This is a genomic window from Vibrio fluminensis (assembly GCF_015278125.1).
Lineage (GTDB): Bacteria > Pseudomonadota > Gammaproteobacteria > Enterobacterales > Vibrionaceae > Vibrio > Vibrio fluminensis.
In genome coordinates this window covers 1-16,361 of the sequence record NZ_JADILO010000036.1, presented here as the reverse complement: position 1 = coordinate 16,361, position 16,361 = coordinate 1, and the positions used below count along the sequence as shown (strand labels likewise).

The following is a 16,361-nucleotide window of genomic DNA, read 5'->3' as shown; positions in this document are numbered from 1 at the left end:
ATGCGTTACAGTTTATTGATTATTGGATTGTTGTTTCTTGGTGGATGTAAATCTACTAGTGGTTTAGATAAAAGTAGCCATGTTAGTGAGCTAGAAAGCAAAGAAAAAATATTTAAAGCAACGAACAATAGTGAAAAGCTAATTGAATTCTATAAAAAAGAGTTGAAGCGTAATGATTCTGAATTGTATCGAATAAAACTCGCAAATTCTTACTTGAATATTCTCGATCCAGAATCGGCTCTATTTGTGATGGAACCTATACTAAAGCGTGATAACGTCAGCTTTGAAAGTGCAATTGTTTCAGCTAAAGCCTATTTGGACTTAGGTGATAATCAAAGCGCATTGCGAATCCTAAAAGATGCACGAAAAATAAATCCGGACGATGGTGAAGTGTACAACTTGCTTGGCATTATTTATGCGAATAAAGGTCAATGGCAAACATCGCGTCAGATGTTTGAGCAAGCGAGAGCGAACTTTTATGATGATATAAAAGTAAAAAATAATTTGGCTCTGCTTGATATGATCGAAGGTGATGACACCCAAGCTTTGAAACGAATATCTTCGCTGACTGCCGATCAGCTTGACGATGAAAAGATACATTCAAACTTATTGCTGATAATGGCGAAAAATGGCCACAAAGACTACGTTATGGAAGCATTGGGGCCGAGGTTGTCAACTAAACAGAAAAACCAAATATATCAAGCACTACGCAATAGTGACCATGCGGAAGAGGCCCTAAAACCTCTGCTGTCTGAGCCAGTGAGTAATAACGAAGCGACTTTGCCTGCGAGTCAGGTTAGTGTTGCAGCAAGTGAAGATGTATTTCCAGAGAACATATCGCATCAATCTGTACCTCTAGACTCCTCGTTAAATAACACCGACTTAGTTTCTGCACAGGGTACGCTGGGCTCTGAAATAACACAGTCTGACCTAATTTCTGAAGTTGAGTCTGTTGATGAGCAAGCGTCTGTCGTTGAGTCTGCTAAAGAACTAGCCACTGTTTCAGAGTCACAGATTCCAGATAAAGCCGTTAAATTTGAAGCAGAGAGTGAAATAAGTGCGGAAACACCGACAAGTTCGAGCGATTTGATAGTAGAAGAGGATCAGGAATTAGCATCAGATCACAGTGAACTTGTAGTAGAAAGCTCTCTAGACTCATCACCATTATCTGACAAGCAAACTGAATCGATCGACAAACTGAAGGAGTCAGAAGGCATTGTTACCGCTAACGACGTGAAAAATGAAGTCGAAATTGTCTTAGAGCCATCAAGTGATCAAGAGGTCAAGGAATCACTATGAGAATGTCTCAGCAAAAGATAAAGGGCGTGGTAACCGTTGAATTCGGCATGGGGTTTATGCTGTTTTGGTGGATTTGCATGGCTTGGGTTGAAATGAGTTACATGTCCTATGTATCCGCTATTTCTGATATGGCGGTGAGTGAAGCGTCAAGGATTGCCCGTTTAGAAGATGAGCAACCAACTGAGTGCACAAAGAACGAACAGGACGAAACGGTTTGCGTTAGAAGCTATAAAGAACGCTTTAGTCAAGCTTTGAGAAACAATGACTCTTTGTGGGCTAAACTCGTCGACCCACACAAGTTCACTTTTTCGATTAACTATATCGATGACTTGCAGTCACTTAAAGATCTGCCGAGTGACTATTGTGCGTTAACTGGTTCAGAAACAGAAAACGAGTGTGGTACAGCTGAGGATAGTTCCATCGCCATCTATAGGGTCAATTATCGCTACAGCCCAATTTTCAATTACTTTTTCAGTTCTGAGCAGTACTTTTCGCGTGAAGTGATCGTAATACAGGAGTATGAGCGTGATCAGTTTAACTTCTAAACAAAAAGGTATTTTCTCAATTGAATTCGCAATCGTTGGCGTGATATTTAGTTTATTGTTCGTTTTTTCAGGCGATGTTATTTCAAAATTATCCTTCAAAGGCAAGTTAGATAGATTGTCTTTCTCTATGGTTAATATCCTTAAAGAAAGAACTCAGCTTTATTCAGACGATTACGCGATTACCCAAGAACAAGTCGATTTATTGGTCGATATTAGTAGTCAATCTTTGGGACGAACTATTAGAAGCTTTGACAGCGCCTCTTTTGGTTATGTTTTTGAGTCAGTGACATTTGATAGTGATAATAACCCTACGTTGACCTCTTTCTCGCAATCTGGCAGTGGTATTTCATGTACTGTTGGTTCGTCGTTACTGTCCTACCAGAATTTATCAAAAGTAACGACATGGAATCGTCAAACTTCCCTATATCGTGTCACCTTTTGTTATAACACCGACAATTGGATAGGTGACCTTTTGGGGAGGGAATTTAGACGAGTTCAATCGGATGCAGTGATGATAGGGAGGTAAGATGAAAATTCACTTTTCTCGCCAGAAAGGCCATGCTGCAATTATGTTTGTCATGGTTGTCCCTGTATTGTTGGGAGTCTTTAATTTAGGGACTGAAGGCGCAAGGGCTATGCAACAAAAAGCGCGAATGAATGATGCACTTGAAGTTGCAGCATTAGCTATTTCGGCACATGATGACCCAAATCTTCAAAATGAAGATGACCCCGAGAATTATGGTAGTAGTGTTAACCGCCAAATAGCAGCCGACTTTATTTCAGTTTATTTTCCAAATGAAGAAATCAACGGCCCGGGCGATCTTCAACAGTTAACGATCAAAAGAAGCAAGTGTGATGATGGCCCGAAATGTGATTCTTCTGAAGGTACGTATTATCAGTATGATTTATCGGCGGCATTGGAATACGAAACCTGGTTTAAGGGCAACGGTGCCGTAACCGGGTTTGACGATACCATGGTTGTTGGGGCAAGCAGTACGGCGCTGAGATTGGATGCAGAACCTCTTGATATTATGTTCGTCGCTGATTTTTCGGGTTCAATGCAGAAGAAGCCTAAATCTGGCGGCAGTAAAAAGTACGTAGAGTTGATTAATATTATAAAAACGATTGCGAAAGAGCTTGACGAGCATAATGATAATCTAGCGCACAAAAATTTCACGATTGGTATAGTGCCTTATGATAGCAATACCTATCGAAAATCATCATCCGGCCTATGTAGTTCAACAGATCCGGGCGAAAGTTGTACGCAAAGAATCGAGCATTCAGTCTTTGAAAAAGAGTTAGATAGTGACGGGCAAGTCATCTTTAATCGAAGAGTCGATTTTGATGCGTCTCGACAGCAAGCGCTTATGGTTGATTATGATGCTGATCCTGCAGGTGAATTTAATATCGGTAATTACCACGGTTCGAATTTCTTCAACCTCGAATTGACGGCTGAGTTAGGTCAAGATGAGCATTTAATCAGTAATTTATCAAACTTCCTCCCTGCATCAGGTACGGCTTCGTTTCAAGGTGTAATAGAGGGCTTTAAGCTGGCCAAAAAAGGCGAAAATAAAAGAAGAGTAATAATCATTATTTCTGACGGTGTTGATGAGGACGAGAAAGGCCCATTGCCAGGTGAAGTAAATAAAAACTTAACTGATACTGACGGGCCTAAGCATCATTACCAACAAATTGCTGAGGAGTTAATGGCAACCCGAGAGCTATGTTTGAAAATGAAGGAAGAAATGAAACAAATTCAGGTTGATGGGGAAGAGGTTGAGTTGTCATTCTATTTAGTGGCTTTTGATTATAAGGAAGGTATAACTAACGATGGTTTGGACGCTTGCTCGGACACTACATATAAAGCTGATAGTACAGAAGAGTTACAAGAATATTTGTTCTCTATCTTGAATGAAGAAATCGGTCATTTAAAATAAATATGGATGATTTATGAATATTATATTGAAAAATACCATCGCATTGGGCGTTATATCGTTATTTACGTCCATGAATAGTATTGCGGATGATGATTTAATTAGCGTTTGTGGCAAGTCTGATTTTAGCGTTAAGAACCAAATTTCAGTTCAAGCCTCGCAGCGTGTTTCATTATTGCAGTCAGGGATGGTGCGTATCCAAACAGAAGGTGATTTACCGACAGAAGAATTGCTAATCTCTGAAATGAGTGGGATTGGAATTACGAAAGATTGCGCTGAATATTTTATTTCGCAAGGCGATAAGAGTGAAATGAATGGACGAGTGTATTTTAAGTTTAACCGTTCATCGTTAACTCCGGCTTCTGTCACCGTGCTTAACGCAATGCTGGAAAAAATTCGCAGTACGGGCAACAAAATCTTGTTGGAAGGGCATACTGACTCGATTGGTAGTGACGCCTATAACTTCACATTGGGGATGAAGCGAGCGCTGTCAGTTGAGAGTTTTATCAAAGATAACCAAGTGAATGATACGATTATTGAATCTGTTAGCTTTGGTGAAACACAACCAGTTGCGAGCAATGCCACTAGTGAAGGTCGACAACTGAACCGTCGTGTGGAAATCAAAGGTCTTTGAATTTGCATAATGCAGTTCGACAAGCCACTGATACCCAAGTGCCTTGAGGTGACTTGGGTATATACATTCGTTTTAGTCAGCGGCTTGTTGCTATAGATCGATAAAATTAGTCCCATCATTAGTCATCTTGAACTATAATCACCGGTCAAGTTTTTGGTAATGCCAAGTTTTTGCATTCCCCGGTCGTTTTTAGGAACAAGTAATGTCATTTGCATCACAAAATTTTTCACCAGAAGTCGTTAAGGCATTAACAGAATGCGGTTACGAGAAATTAACCCCTATTCAGCAAAAAGCGATTCCGCTGGCTCGTCGTGGTCATGACATTCTCGCGAATGCTCAAACAGGTACAGGTAAAACTGCTGCCTTCGCACTGCCGATTGTACAAAATATTTTGGACAAGCCTAAAAGTTCGAATCGCCACCAAACTCGTGCGGTGATTTTGGCTCCGACTCGCGAACTGGCAGCTCAAATTGCGCAGAATATTCAGGATTATACCAAGTACACCGATTTACAAACCGTTGCAGTTTACGGTGGTGCGAAAATGTCGTCGCAAGAGAAAGCACTTCAAGCTGGTGTCGATATCTTGGTTGCAACGCCAGGTCGCTTGATTGAGCACCTAGAAATGAACAATGTCTCGCTCGCGAATCTTGAGTTTTTAGTCTTTGATGAAGCAGACCGTATGCTTGATATGGGCTTCATTGCTGCGATTGAAAAGATCATGTCAGGTGTAACAACTAAACCACAAACAATGCTTTTCTCTGCGACCTTCTCTGCGCAAATGAATACATTGGCGGGCAAGATTCTTCGTCAACCTAAACGTATCGCTATCTCACGTGAGAATGTGACTGCCGATACTATTGCGCACGTGGTATACCCAGTAGAGCAAGAGCGTAAACGTGAGCTGCTTTCTGAACTGATTGGTCGTAAAAACTGGCAACAAGTGTTGGTTTTTGTGAACTATAAAGAGACCGCGAACGAGTTACTCAAAGAGCTTAAATTAGATGGCATCAAAGCAGTGTTATGTCACGGTGACAAAGCGCAAAGTGCACGCCGTCGCGCGCTAGATGAATTCAAGCAAGGCAAAGCTCGTGTGATGATTGCGACAGATGTAGCGGCACGTGGTCTAGATATTCAAAACCTACCTCATGTCGTAAACTTTGACATGCCATTCCTTGCAGAAGATTACGTTCACCGCATTGGTCGTACTGGTCGTGCGGGGCAAAAAGGCCACGCAGTTTCATTTGTTAACCGCGAAGAAGAGTTGACGTTGCAGCAGGTTGAGTCATTGATTGGTCAGCGTATTTATCGTAAAGAGCTAGAAGGTTATGAACCGAAAAACCGTGATGCGCTGTTAGATAAAATGCATTCAAAACCAGCGTTTAAAAACCGCCGCTCACGAATGAATAACCCAAGTGATTCAAACCAAGGTGACGCGGAGCGTCGCAGCCGTTTGTACCGTATGATTAAAGCGAAAAACGGTAAGTAACCCAAATAGTAGAAATTAATAAAAAAGAGCGAAGTAGTTTAAGCTTCGCTCTTTTATTATGCGGTAAAGCAATGGTTACCACATGAGGTCATCAGGAACGACAAAATCTGCGTATGGATCGTCTTCATCAACGATATCTGCTTGCTTGTCTTTCTGATCGATAATAGCGTTTTCATCGCGTTGTGTAATTTTGTTCGCGACAGCACTAGGGATAACGAGATAACTCTCGCCAGAGCGCGCAATGGCTAAGATGCCTTTGGCTAATTGGTCACGTACGATTTGCTCAACATAAATCGCTTTAACAAGTGTTCCATCAGTGAAGTTGTACTTAATATCACCATCACCCAAATCAATTTTGTTCATTTCAATCAACTGTTTGATTTGAAATTGAATCTCTTTGCTTAGGCGTTGCTCATTTAGTTGAGTGCTCAGTTCCTTATCGCGCTCTTGCTGAAGGCGTTTGTTTTCTTCTACAGCTGCTTTGACTTCACGAGCCTGAACGCGAGATTTTTTTGACCCTTTCTTGGCTTTCTTTAGTTTTTTTTCATTAACTAAGCCAGCTTTAAGCATTTGCTCTTGAAGTGTTAGTTTTGCCATCTTGTATCCGATAAAGTAGTCTTTTTTAATGCAAGTCGCTCGGATGAGCATCTTGAGTAATACCTTCCGCTATTTTACTGGGTCAAGCCGAGCAAATAAAGCCAATACTTAATCTAGATTCTCAGAGTGAAAATTGTGCAGCAGAAATTTAGCACGGGATGGATAACAATTCGCCGTTTATCAATGTCTACGCAAAATGATGAACATTTGCCTAATTGGATAGGGGCTGTGAGTATAGCTACTTTCTTTGAGTAGCTATACAACATTACAGGGTAAGTAACCCAAGCTTGGCGTTATTGTGTTTATTTGAGGTAAGAGTAAGACACGGTTATAGAAAACCATAGGGTTCTTTTATTGCTTTAAATTGTTTCATCTCGTACAGGTTTTCATCCGCTTCTTTGATGGCGAGCTCAAAATTATTGTCTTCACAAAGTGATGTGCCATAGCTGAATTGGATTTCCTCAACTTGACAGGCTTTGGTAAAGTGATTGATAAAACTTTCGGCTTTATCTAGATCAACAATAGCAATGAATTCATCACCGCCCACTCGTAAGGCATAGCCAATGTTATCGCAGCAGCGTATTAATCTTCTGGCAAATACAGTTAAAACTCGATCACCAATATTGTGTCCTTTGGTGTCGTTGATTGCTTTGAATTTGTCGAGATCGAAATAAAAAAGTTGATAGCTTGATTTTGGAATGACCTTCAATGCAGAACGCGTATAACACTTAGTTAAGTTATCGGTTAGCGATAACTTATTAACTTGGCTTAGGTGGTTGTATAAGCCTTTAATTATACATGCATAAGCGGCAATTAAGAGTGCCTCGTCCAGTAGTGCGTCAGCAAAAGGGAAGCGGTTACTCACGAGTTGCTCTAAAAATATTATTTCGGTTGCTGCATCATAGGTCCCGTTAAAAATGGCAAGGATAAGCCCAAAGCGAATGACTTTTGAGTTGGCGATACTTTCAGTCAGTGACGCCATAATTATCACGCAGTATAGACGAGTGATTTCTAATACATAGTCATATATAGATTCGAGTTCTATATGAAATGCGAAAACGGGTACTAAAGCAACAATAGGCACAATTGAAAATTTAACAGCATGGCTAACAAGGCCGTGAGTAAATTGGCTATCGCTAAAAAGAGTTCTCATCGTAAATACCTAAGAGGCAGCAAAGCTAAAGTGACTATAACATAATGCAACCAGTTGAATTGTATCATTGTTGAATATCTGGATTAATAATAGTTGTATCATTGTACCGAAAGAATCGTCGCTTTTCGTGAACGAAATATCTGACAAAAGAACGTGATTGAAGGAACAGAGTTGTGATGCATGCATAACGTGCTTCAATAACTCAGATGAAATCAGCTTCGAATTGAGCTTTAGTGTGGTTAACTTTGGTTTTTTACTCTACTGCCCAAGGTTAGTTAAGATCTGAAGGCCCAAATGGTAGGCGATATTGTGTGCAGTTAGATGCATTTAAGTAAGTTTTTCTAGCGGAAAAACTGGCTTAGGAATACAATTCTTTTTTTCACTTTGTAGTATTTTGTTACATGAATAGAGCAAATGTTGCAGGGACAATCGTAGCCTTAACGGGCTTTGCGGCGTTTCTATTTTTATTTGCATCGGGAACCCATGTTCCAGTGATGTATTGGCCAAACGAAGCGTTGCAGGGACTTGCATTTACCTTCGCTTGGGGGTTAGGTGTACCGAGTTATTTAGCCTATGCATTGTCGATTGGTTTGATGGTGGCAGTGTTTTATAGTTTCTTTCGTATCGGGAAACGCTTGACCCAACTATTACTCAAGTAATTCCGCTTAAGTAGCGATAATGATTAGAAAAGCCCAACTGAAAAGTTGGGCTTTTTGCTAGTTTTTAATCTCACTCGCCTTTTGAGCTTGCTTAACGAGAGCTTGGCGTTCAGCTTCCTTGCCTGAAATCATTTGATTGTCCTTCGTTTCCTCTGCCTCAATATGCTGAGGAGCAAATACATAGTATTTATTTACGATCATAAACAACCTCTTTAGTGGCTTATTGCATGTATAGCTGAGAACCGTACTAGTTCGTGCTGCTGAAGATAGGTTATGTTGGCGAACGCTACATCATCCTCATTACATAAATCTTAGGCTTAGATCACAGGTTTAGATAGGGTATTGGGGGGAGGAGTTTCGATTGAAATGAGTAATAAAAAAGGCTGATACTAAATATCAGCCTTTGAATCAGTAACTTAACGGTTATACATCGTAAGTTGTTGAAGCAGTGTTACCACCAGTACCAGTCCAGTTAGTGTGGAAGAATTCACCACGTGCACGGTCTGTACGCTCGTAAGTGTGAGCACCGAAGTAGTCACGTTGAGCTTGTAGTAGGTTAGCTGGTAGACGCGCCGTTGTGTAACCATCTAGGAAGGTTAGCGCAGAAGTCGTACATGGCATTGGGATGCCATTTTCTAGTGACTTAGCTGCTACTTTACGCCATGCGCTTAGGCTGCCCTGTAGGATGTTTTTGAAGTATTCATCTGAACCTAGGAATGCAAGTTCTGGGTTCGCTTCGTACGCATCACGGATGTTACCTAGGAATGCACTGCGGATGATACAGCCACCGCGCCACATTAGTGCTACGTTACCGTAGTTTAGGTCCCAACCATTTTCGTTTGAAGCTTCACGCATTAGCATAAAACCTTGTGCGTAAGAGATGATCTTAGACGCAAGTAGCGCTTGGCGTAGAGCGTCAACCCACTCTTGTTTATCACCTTCAACTGGCGCAATAGTCTTGCCGAATAGTTGCTCAGCCTCAACACGCTGGTTTTTCAGAGCCGATAGGCAACGTGCGAATACTGATTCAGAGATAAGTGTTAGTGGAATACCTAGGTCAAGTGCGTTGATGCCAGTCCATTTACCGGTACCTTTTTGTCCCGCTGTATCTAGGATCTTCTCAACTAGCGCTTCGCCATCTTCATCTTTGTAGCCAAGGATGTCAGCAGTGATTTCAACAAGGTAGCTGTTTAGCTCAGTTTGGTTCCATTCAGCAAACACAGCCTGCATTTCATCAGCAGACATACCCAGACCATCTTTCATGAACTGGTAAGCTTCAGTGATAAGCTGCATGTCGCCGTATTCGATACCGTTGTGTACCATTTTAACGAAGTGGCCTGCGCCATCGTTACCAACCCAGTCACAGCAAGGCTCGCCTGCGTCAGTTTTAGCTGAAATAGCTTGGAAGATAGGTTTAACCGCTTCCCAAGCTTCCGGTGCACCACCAGGCATGATAGAAGGACCAAAGCGAGCGCCTTCTTCACCACCAGATACGCCAGTACCGATAAAGTAGATACCTTTTTCACGTAGAGCTGCAACGCGGCGGTTTGTGTCAGGGTAGTTAGTGTTACCACCATCAATGATGATGTCGCCTTTGTCTAATAGTGGAGTTAGTGCGTCGATAAACGCATCAACCACTTCACCAGCACGAACCATTAGCATCACTTTACGTGGCGTTTCTAGCTTCTCTACTAGTTCTTCTAGCGAGTATGCGCCAACGATGTTGGTATCTTTCGCTGGACCTTCTAGAAACTCGTCTACTTTCGCAGCTGTACGGTTATGAGCAACCACTTTAAAGCCATGGTCGTTCATGTTTAGGATAAGGTTTTGACCCATAACTGCTAGGCCAATTACACCGATATCACCTTTCATTGTCTTTCTCCAATTGTGTCGTACGACGCTCGCCTTACGCGATTTTTGCTGCTGCGTCTGAATCTAAGTACCACTCGGTTTCACCAGTTTTAGACTGGATTTTCGCTGCGGGGTAAGGCAGCTCACTTGCCGGAGTAGTGTGAATTTCGTTTACGATGTCAACTTTGCCTGCGCCAAGCACGAGGTAGCTGATGCGCTTCGCCGCTTCTAAAACCTTCGCTGTTTTTGAAACGCGGATTTGACCAGATTCTGGATGAGAAGCCAGTACTGATAGATTCTCATCTTGGTAGTTAGTTACGCCAGGGAACAGTGATGCTGTATGACCATCTGCGCCAACACCAAGTAAAATCCAATCAAAGACAGGCGTACCGTTTTCACAAGGGATCACGTCCGCCATCTCTTGCGCAAAGCGCTCAGCTTCTACTTCAGGCTGCTCTTCACCGCGAATACGGTGAATGTTCGCTGCTGGAATAGCCACTTGGCTAAACAGTAGCGCATTAGCTTCGCCGTAGTTGCTTTCAGCGTCATCCGGCGCTACACAGCGCTCGTCACCCCACCAGAAGTGGAGGTTTTGCCACTGAATAGACTCAGCATATGGCTGGCTTGCAAGCAGCTTGAAGAGCATTTTAGGTGTGCTGCCACCTGATAGAGAAATATGCACAGGGCGGTTAAGCTCGCTGTATGCTTTCATATCGTTTGCTAGGCTTTCAACAACCTGCTCGGCAGTATCAAAGATCTTATGGTTGATCATAGTTCACAGTAATCCGTGTCTGTAAGGTTTTTACAAGGGTAGCGCCACGCGCGTCCATCTCTTTGTAGTAAATCGTCGGACTCTTTTGGTCCCCAAGTACCACAAGCGTAACCAAAGAGCGATTGTGGATCTTGTTTGAAATCGAGAATCGGCTGAACGTACTTCCAACAAGCTTCTACCGCGTCGCTACGTGCAAATAGAGTTGCATCACCGTTTAGTGCATCGAGCAACAGACGCTCGTACGCAGTCAGCATTTGCGTTTCTTGTAGATCCGCGTAGTGGAAGTTCATCTTCACTTCTTTCGCTTTGAAGCCCGCACCAGGTTGTTTGAGACCAAAGCTCATTTGAATGCCTTCATCTGGCTGAATACGGATGATGAGTTTGTTCTCAGGTGCATCCTGACCAAATACTGGGTGCGGCGTGTTCTTAAAGTGGATAACCACTTCAGTTACGCGAGTTGGTAAGCGTTTACCTGTGCGCACATAGAAAGGAACACCGTTCCAACGCCAGTTGTTGATATACGCTTTCAAGCCAACGTAAGTTTCAGTACGAGAGTCTTCAGCAACACCCGGCTCTTCACGGTAGCCGACTAGGTGTTGACCACGGACATCAGAGGCGGTGTATTGACCCAGTACAAGGTTGTTGCGTAGGTCGTGCTCATCTAACGGTTTTAGACATTGCAGCACTTTAACCACTTCATCACGCATTGAATCAGCGTTGATTTGTGCTGGCGGTTCCATACCGACCATTGCAAGTACTTGCAGTAGGTGGTTTTGGAACATGTCACGCATCGCGCCAGAGCCGTCGTAGTAACCACCACGCTCTTCAACGCCTAAGAATTCAGCGCCAGTGATTTCAACGTAATCAATAAAGTTACGGTTCCACAGTGGCTCAAACATCGCGTTAGAGAAACGGAAAACAAGCAGGTTTTGAACCGTTTCTTTACCTAGATAATGGTCGATGCGGTAAATTTGGTGCTCTTGGAAGTGTTCGTGGATATCTTTATCCAACTGACGAGCCGACTCTAAGTCATAGCCGAATGGTTTTTCGATGATGATGCGTTTCCAGCCATCTTCTTCGCTGTTTAGACCGTGTGCGGCTAGGCTTGCAGGAATAACGCTGTAAAGGCTCGGTGGTGTCGCAAGGTAGAACAAAGTATTGCGCTGCTCGAAAGCGTATTCGGTTGCAATCTCGTCTAGGCGAGCGGTTAGCTTGCTGTAATCAGCGCTATCCGAAGTGTTAATTGCTTGGTAATGAAGGTGATTAATAAAAGCGTCGAGTGTTGCAGGTTCGGTTTTTTCCATTTCCTGCAGAGAATGCTTTAGTTTGTCACGGTAAGACTCGTCGCTGTATTCAGTGCGGCTTACGCCTAAAATAGCGAAGTTGTCAGGAAGCTGCTTGTTCGCGTAGAGGTGGTATAAGGCTGGGATCAACTTACGGTATGTTAAGTCGCCCGAAGCACCAAAAATTACGATGCTACTGTTTTCTGGAATTACCATCATCTTTCCCTTAAAACGAGGTAGTAACTGCGTGCCTAAGATGGCTTTCTTATTCAAATTTCTAGGAAAGCAACCCTATCAACGACACCTCAAAATTGATAATCGATGATACCTATATGATTGATAGGTAAAACCGAATCGAATTGAGTCATCACTCAATCCGGCGCTGTATTGTCTACGACTATTTGACTTACATCAACTACCTAGCAACCAATTGGTCAATATATGACAGTTCTTTTTGCCTAGGTTTTTGATGGGCAAAAAATACCTTTTTATTATCAGTTAATTAGAACACATCCAACCTGTACAAACGATTGCTCATATTTTGTATAAAAGAGTAATCTGTTGGTTAGTATAGGTAGAGGTAGGGCAACTATCTGCTTTAGTTTGGTGATTAAAGCGCATAATAAATGGGGTTATTGCAGGAGGGCAGACCAATTTTGAAACAATTAGGTCGTCGCTTTGTGGTGCGGAATTGCCGTTATTTCCAGTAGAATTGTATCTAATACGTTAACAAACACACCAAGTTTTCGAACATAAGCCCTTTATACTCAAGTAACCCGGGAGCGAGTCACTGCCTCGATTGCTGCGTCAAACTACTTGGAAATAGTTCACTATTCCGCTTCGCAGTTATCCTTGCACTTGAGTCAGTGACAATGCTCTGAATCCTGCATCTTGAAGTCACTTGAGTATAAGCAAAGGAATATATAATTAAAGGAATACACAATGATAAGAAAAATCGTATTGCTCTCCGCGTTATTTACTAGCCAAGCATTTGCCGCCGATTATGATTTAAAGTCGGCAATGAAACAGATGAAGCTCGACTTTAAACAAGCGGCAGAGGCGCAAAGTGTTGAAGAGATGCAAACGGCTATCGACAGTTTTTCCCGTTTGATTACTCAATCTCAATCGGCTGTTTACCCACCAGAAAAGCAAAACTTATACATAGAGGGCTTTAATAAGCTTTCCTTATCAGTCGAGGCTATCAATCAAGAGTTACAACAGGGTGATTTAGAAGGCGCGAAGCAAGAGCTTAAGGTAATTGATGGGCTGCGCGAAGAGTACCACGATAAGCGCAGCCCAAGTATTTGGAGTAAGATTTTTGGCTAAATCGCCCATATTTCATAGATTTAACCTGCGATGATTGCTTTTAGGTGTAAGTAGAGAGACTATCACAAGCTAATCTCTCTACTTTTAGGTTATATCGTGGGTGAAATTGCAGCCTTTATGCTCGGCTTAAAGCAAGATAACTTGGGACGTTCGATCAGCGATCTGCAAAGTTATAATTACTTTTGGCTTGAGCACGATCATAAATTTATCCAAGTTCTTTTCCCAATCGATCAAGGACATAAGTTCAACCGCCATGCGCCGTTAGTTACAGATGAAGATATAGCAGAATTTGCTAGCAATCAAAATGCCAGAGAGGCCCATCTTGTCTCGCTCGATATGATGCTCGATTACTATGGCTTTGTAAGAGAGGGCGCGCAGGTTCGCGCTCGTGAAGAGTTAACTTTAGCTCGTCACGAATGGCCTAAGCCGAAAAACCATAATCAGCTGCGGATCACACGCATACTTCGTAGTTTGTATTTACTTGGCAACCAAGAGACGGCGCACTCTTTCTATCACGCTTTAGTTTCGGCGGCCAAGCAGTTTGACACCATTGACGATGTGGTTTTAGGGCATTGGTCTAGTGCGATTGAGCTAACCGAATAACCCAGAGCTATTTCGAGAAAGTTCTGAACAGAGAAAAACGCGATGAATTATCAAGAACAGACATTTCAAAATCACAGCTTCGCCAGCCAAGATTTAAGCCAATACACGTTTGTGAAATGCAAATTCTTCAATTGTGACTTTAGCCGAGCACAATTGGTTGAAACTCAGTTTGAGCAGTGTAGTTTCATTGAGTCAGGTGAAGTTGAAGGGTGTAATTTCCGTTATGCCAATTTACAAGAAGCGAGCTTCAAAAACTGCCAATTGGCGATGAGTGAATTCGTTGGTAGTAACTGTTTTGGTATCGAGTTTCGCCAGTGCGATTTAAAGGGAACTAACTTTTCACAGGCGCAGTTTGCTAATCAGATCAGCCATAATGTCTATTTTTGTTCTGCTTACATTACTGGCTGTAACTTGTCTTACGCTAACTTTGAGCGTGCTGTGCTTGAAAAATGTGACTTATTTGAAAACCGTTGGATAGAGACCAATTTACAAGGTGCTTCGCTGAGAGGTTCTGATTTAAGCAATGGTGAGTTCTCTAGTGAGCTTTGGGGAGATTTCATTGTGCAGGATTGCGACTTATCAGATTGTGATCTGACGGGTTTAAATCTAAAGGAAGTGAATTTAACTGGGGTTAAGATCGCAACTTGGCAGCAGTCGCAATTGCTAGAACAATTGGGAATCATTGTTTTGTAACATCAAAGTAAAGCCCAACGTAGAGTTGGGCTTCAGCTTGGTTGCAATAGTTATCCCTAGCTGAAAGGGTTATCCTTCAAAAAGGTAGAGGTACTCCTCGTAGCCTTCTTTGGTTAAATCTTCTTTAGCGATAAAGCGCATCGCGGCAGAGTTCATGCAGTAGCGTAATCCGGTTGGCTTCGGACCATCTTTAAATACATGCCCCAAGTGTGAATCACCAAAACGACTGCGTACTTCTGTTCTTGGATACACTAGCTTGTAATCGGTTTGAGTGACCACAAATGCATCGTTGATCGGTTTGGTAAAGCTTGGCCAGCCAGTGCCTGAGCGGTATTTGTCCGTCGATGAAAACAGGGGCTCACCGGTTACCACGTCGACATAGATACCTTCCGCTTTGTTGTCCCAATATTCGTTGTCAAACGCGCGCTCAGTACCGTCTTCTTGGGTGACATAATATTGTAATTCTGTGAGTGACTTACGCAGTTCTGCATCGCTAGGCTTAGTATAGATTTTGCCTTGCGTGAGTACTTTGTTGTCATCGATCATCTTGCGTAAGGTCACAGGGTTAGTATTGCGGTCAGAGCCAAAGATTTCATCGAGATAAGAATCACGACCTGACGAGTAACGGTAGTACTTATAACGCACTGAATTACGTTTGTAATAGTCTTGGTGATAATCTTCCGCAAGCCAGAAGGTTTGGAATGGGCGTAGTTCTGTTTTCAACGGCTTTTTAAATACACCCAGTGCTTCAATTTCCGCCATAAAGCTTTGAGCCACTTGTTGTTGCTCTGGGGTATGATAGAAAATCGCAGGGCGATACTGAGGCCCACGATCGACAAATGAGCCTTTATCATCCGTTGGGTCGATATGGCGGAAGAACTGATCCAACACTTGCTCATAGCTCACTTGCTCAGGATCAAACGTCACTTGGATGACTTCGATGTGATTGGTTTTTCCCGACGCAACCTGTTTGTAACTTGGGTTTTCAAGCGTTCCGCCTGAGTAGCCGGAGACCACATCTAGCACGCCTGGTAATTTCTCAAGATCAGATTCCGTGCACCAAAAACAACCGCCTGCGAGGGTGGCGACTTCCGTTTTTCCGCTTCCTTTCACGTCTGACATCTCACTGTCTGCTTGACCAAAAAACGATGCGGCAATGAGCAATATTGCCAGTAGGGGGAGTATTAGCGATAGTTTATGTCTCATACCAACCTCTATGTTTGTTCCTATCTGTCATATCAGAACGGTCTAGTCGGGAAAAAATTCCCACAACTTGTTAATTTATTGTTTATAGGGCGAGAGCAGTGGAAAGGATCTTAGAGAATTGAGAATTGAGAATTGAGAATTGAGAATTGAGAATTGAGAATTGAGAATTGAGAATTGAGAATTGAGAATGGTATGACCCCATAAAAGTAGACACATGGGGTTAATTCATTAGTTCAAAGTCAATGGGGCTCATACCACCTAGAGTCCCATGCCTTCTTACTGGATTGTAATACGTATCGATATAAAGTCGACTTTGCATC

General features: G+C 42.6%; 17 protein-coding genes. 10 read left to right on the top strand and 7 right to left on the bottom strand.

Annotated features, from left to right (window positions below):
* The 6 genes from IRQ95_RS19055 to IRQ95_RS19030 all read left to right on the top strand — a co-directional run bounded on the left by IRQ95_RS19055 (window position 1) and on the right by IRQ95_RS19030 (window position 5,898).
* Window positions 1-1,299 carry a tetratricopeptide repeat protein gene (locus IRQ95_RS19055; RefSeq protein WP_194438885.1) on the top strand — a complete coding sequence of 433 codons (1,299 nt, stop codon included), beginning with the start codon at window positions 1-3 and terminating at the stop codon, window positions 1,297-1,299.
* Window positions 1,296-1,844: a TadE/TadG family type IV pilus assembly protein gene (locus tag IRQ95_RS19050; RefSeq protein ID WP_348541633.1), complete on the top strand. Its 549-nt coding sequence runs from the start codon at window positions 1,296-1,298 to the stop codon at window positions 1,842-1,844. The genes IRQ95_RS19055 and IRQ95_RS19050 overlap by 4 nt, the downstream gene beginning before the upstream one ends.
* Window positions 1,819-2,370: a tight adherence pilus pseudopilin TadF gene (gene tadF / locus IRQ95_RS19045; RefSeq protein ID WP_194438883.1), complete on the top strand. Its 552-nt coding sequence runs from the start codon at window positions 1,819-1,821 to the stop codon at window positions 2,368-2,370. The genes IRQ95_RS19050 and tadF overlap by 26 nt, the downstream gene beginning before the upstream one ends.
* A 1-nt stretch (window position 2,371) precedes the next feature.
* Entirely contained in the window at window positions 2,372-3,781 is a 1,410-nt protein-coding gene (locus IRQ95_RS19040; RefSeq protein WP_194438881.1) for a TadE/TadG family type IV pilus assembly protein, read from the top strand.
* A 13-nt stretch (window positions 3,782-3,794) separates the two neighbouring features.
* Window positions 3,795-4,412, top strand: a complete 618-nt coding sequence (locus tag IRQ95_RS19035; RefSeq protein WP_194438879.1) for an OmpA family protein — start codon at window positions 3,795-3,797, stop codon at window positions 4,410-4,412.
* A gap of 202 nt (window positions 4,413-4,614) precedes the next feature.
* On the top strand, window positions 4,615-5,898 hold the full coding sequence (locus IRQ95_RS19030) for a DEAD/DEAH box helicase (RefSeq protein ID WP_194438877.1): 1,284 nt from the start codon (window positions 4,615-4,617) through the stop codon (window positions 5,896-5,898).
* A gap of 75 nt (window positions 5,899-5,973) precedes the next feature.
* Here IRQ95_RS19030 and IRQ95_RS19025 read toward each other — a convergent pair whose 3' ends face one another.
* Both IRQ95_RS19025 and IRQ95_RS19020 read right to left on the bottom strand, forming a co-directional pair.
* Window positions 5,974-6,495, bottom strand: coding sequence for a DUF2058 domain-containing protein (locus tag IRQ95_RS19025; protein ID WP_194438875.1), 522 nt, complete (start codon window positions 6,493-6,495; stop codon window positions 5,974-5,976).
* Between the two features lie 328 nt (window positions 6,496-6,823).
* Entirely contained in the window at window positions 6,824-7,648 is an 825-nt protein-coding gene (locus tag IRQ95_RS19020; protein ID WP_194438874.1) for a GGDEF domain-containing protein, read from the bottom strand.
* Window positions 7,649-8,049: 401 nt separating this feature from the next.
* On the opposite strand from IRQ95_RS19020, the gene IRQ95_RS19015 reads away from it, so the two are divergent.
* Entirely contained in the window at window positions 8,050-8,307 is a 258-nt protein-coding gene (locus IRQ95_RS19015; RefSeq protein ID WP_123783805.1) for a hypothetical protein, read from the top strand.
* 57 nt (window positions 8,308-8,364) lie between these two features.
* Here the strand turns inward: IRQ95_RS19015 and IRQ95_RS19010 are convergent, their stop codons facing one another.
* The 4 genes from IRQ95_RS19010 to zwf form a co-directional block, all read right to left on the bottom strand.
* Complete coding sequence (locus IRQ95_RS19010) at window positions 8,365-8,508, bottom strand: hypothetical protein (protein WP_167521320.1); 144 nt, start codon at window positions 8,506-8,508, stop codon at window positions 8,365-8,367.
* Between the two features lie 222 nt (window positions 8,509-8,730).
* Window positions 8,731-10,179 carry a decarboxylating NADP(+)-dependent phosphogluconate dehydrogenase gene (gene gnd / locus IRQ95_RS19005; RefSeq protein WP_194438871.1) on the bottom strand — a complete coding sequence of 483 codons (1,449 nt, stop codon included), beginning with the start codon at window positions 10,177-10,179 and terminating at the stop codon, window positions 8,731-8,733.
* Between the two features lie 34 nt (window positions 10,180-10,213).
* Complete coding sequence (gene pgl, locus IRQ95_RS19000; RefSeq protein ID WP_194438869.1) at window positions 10,214-10,930, bottom strand: 6-phosphogluconolactonase; 717 nt, start codon at window positions 10,928-10,930, stop codon at window positions 10,214-10,216.
* Window positions 10,927-12,429 (bottom strand): glucose-6-phosphate dehydrogenase, encoded by a 1,503-nt coding sequence (zwf, locus tag IRQ95_RS18995; RefSeq protein ID WP_194438984.1) that lies wholly within the window; start codon window positions 12,427-12,429, stop codon window positions 10,927-10,929. Before zwf ends, pgl begins: the two co-directional genes overlap by 4 nt.
* A gap of 726 nt (window positions 12,430-13,155) precedes the next feature.
* Here zwf and IRQ95_RS18990 point away from each other — a divergent pair.
* The 3 genes from IRQ95_RS18990 (at window position 13,156) to IRQ95_RS18980 (ending at window position 14,835) form a co-directional block, all read left to right on the top strand.
* A complete protein-coding gene (locus tag IRQ95_RS18990; RefSeq protein WP_228481500.1) occupies window positions 13,156-13,539 on the top strand; it encodes a cytochrome b562 in 384 nt (127 codons plus the stop codon).
* Between the two features lie 96 nt (window positions 13,540-13,635).
* Window positions 13,636-14,142, top strand: a complete 507-nt coding sequence (locus IRQ95_RS18985; protein ID WP_194438867.1) for an opioid growth factor receptor-related protein — start codon at window positions 13,636-13,638, stop codon at window positions 14,140-14,142.
* Window positions 14,143-14,184: 42 nt separating this feature from the next.
* Window positions 14,185-14,835, top strand: a complete 651-nt coding sequence (locus tag IRQ95_RS18980) for a Qnr family pentapeptide repeat protein (protein WP_194438865.1) — start codon at window positions 14,185-14,187, stop codon at window positions 14,833-14,835.
* 69 nt (window positions 14,836-14,904) lie between these two features.
* Here IRQ95_RS18980 and msrB read toward each other — a convergent pair whose 3' ends face one another.
* Window positions 14,905-16,041: a peptide-methionine (R)-S-oxide reductase MsrB gene (msrB, locus tag IRQ95_RS18975; RefSeq protein WP_194438863.1), complete on the bottom strand. Its 1,137-nt coding sequence runs from the start codon at window positions 16,039-16,041 to the stop codon at window positions 14,905-14,907.
* Window positions 16,042-16,361: the final 320 nt, after the last annotated feature.